Consider the following 1,442-nt stretch of genomic DNA (forward strand, 5'->3'; position numbering starts at 1 on the left):
GTGGCTGCGCAGGTCGGCCCCCAGGAGCTGGCTCCTGGCTCGCGGGCGGCGTGGAGGCCGGCTCGCTGGTGGCCGGGGCGCTGCTGGCCGGAGCACCGCGAAGTCCTCCAGGAGTCGGGATGCACGGGCCCGCAGAGCCACCAAGTTGCGACTGCCGTGGAGTTCCTGCTGTCGCGCTCGCAGCAGCTCAACCAGGATGCGTGCCTCGCGCCGGGCCAGTTCGTCCAGCGGATGGCGCCAGGCGGGCAAGTAGATCAGTTTGAACTTATCCAGCTTCGGGGCAATTCCGTGGTTGTTGGCCAGCCGGGAGGTGACCGATCCCAGCTGTCGGTGCAGGGAGACACTCCAGGATTCAGCGTCTCCACCGAGGCGTCGGTGGCCCGTGGTGTGAAGCTCGCGGCCAAGCCGCCCTTCCGCTTCGAGGGTCTCTCCCAGTGCATAGGTGATGTCGATGCTGCGCTCCACGCCTGCGTCAGGTGGTGCCAGTACAGCTGAAGTCGGCCGTGGCAGCACAGGGAACCGGCTTCCGGGGTGCGCGAGATAGAGCGCGTCTGTGAGCGTGGTCTTGCCGACGCCGTTCGCACCGATCAGCACACTGAATCTGCCGGGAAGGGTGCAACTCATTGGAGTTTCTGCGCTCGCGCGCAGGCCGCTCACCACAACTCGGCTCAGATGCATGGCAGATCCCCCGATCAGCTCGGTCACTCTGTGAACATCATCGCTCAGCGATACGCACGTGCACGCCCCTTCTGATCGTTGGGGACATCGCACCTCGCTGGGCGTGCGGAGTGACCGTGTCGGGGGTCTGCAGCTACGAGGTGACGTTGGGGTGTCAGGTCTACCGGTGCTCGCACAGAACAGTGCTAGTCCCTCGCCCCTGGTGTCCGCGATGGCTGGCCGGAACTGGGCAGGGAAGCCGTCCAAGCGGTCAGGACCGGACTCGGCGGCCAAGGCAGCGGCTGTCTCGGCCAACCAGATGCGAAACCGCTTGGCGGCTTCGCGGTAGGGCACTTGTGCCAAGACCCGGTGCTCACCGGAGCAGAAGTCGACGGCGAACTGTGAGCAGGCAGGAACGGGGCGCGTTCTGATTGCCGGTACAGGATACGCGCAGGACACCGCAGGGCTTGCGCTGGCGGGGCGTGGTGGGTCAGGCGCAGCGATCGGCAGGCTATGTGGGCGGTACATGCAGCAGGCGTGCGGTCTGTTCACCCGTCCGTCGGGCTCCTGTTCCAACCTCGCAGTGACGACGAGTCCGGCCTGCTCCAGCAGGTCGACCATGCAGTCCAGTGGCAGGAGATACGACTCGCAGGACACCGGACGACCGTAGCCGTGGATCGGCTGCAGCCGTTCATGGGCCTTGGGTCAAGGCCCCACCTTTACTGTCGGCTGACGTTCGTTCCGGCACGCCCTGACGGTGCCCAGTCGCGATTCGGCGGCGCGGC

1 protein-coding gene is annotated in these 1,442 nt (G+C 66.5%); it reads right to left on the reverse strand.

Translation table 11 applies throughout. From position 1 onward, the window contains the following. Positions 1–705: hypothetical protein (locus ABZ646_RS46540; protein WP_360533828.1), on the reverse strand; the 705-nt coding region annotated here is incomplete at its 3' end. Positions 706–1,442: the final 737 nt, after the last annotated feature.

Source organism: Streptomyces sp. NPDC007162, from assembly GCF_040634175.1.
Lineage (GTDB): Bacteria > Actinomycetota > Actinomycetes > Streptomycetales > Streptomycetaceae > Streptomyces.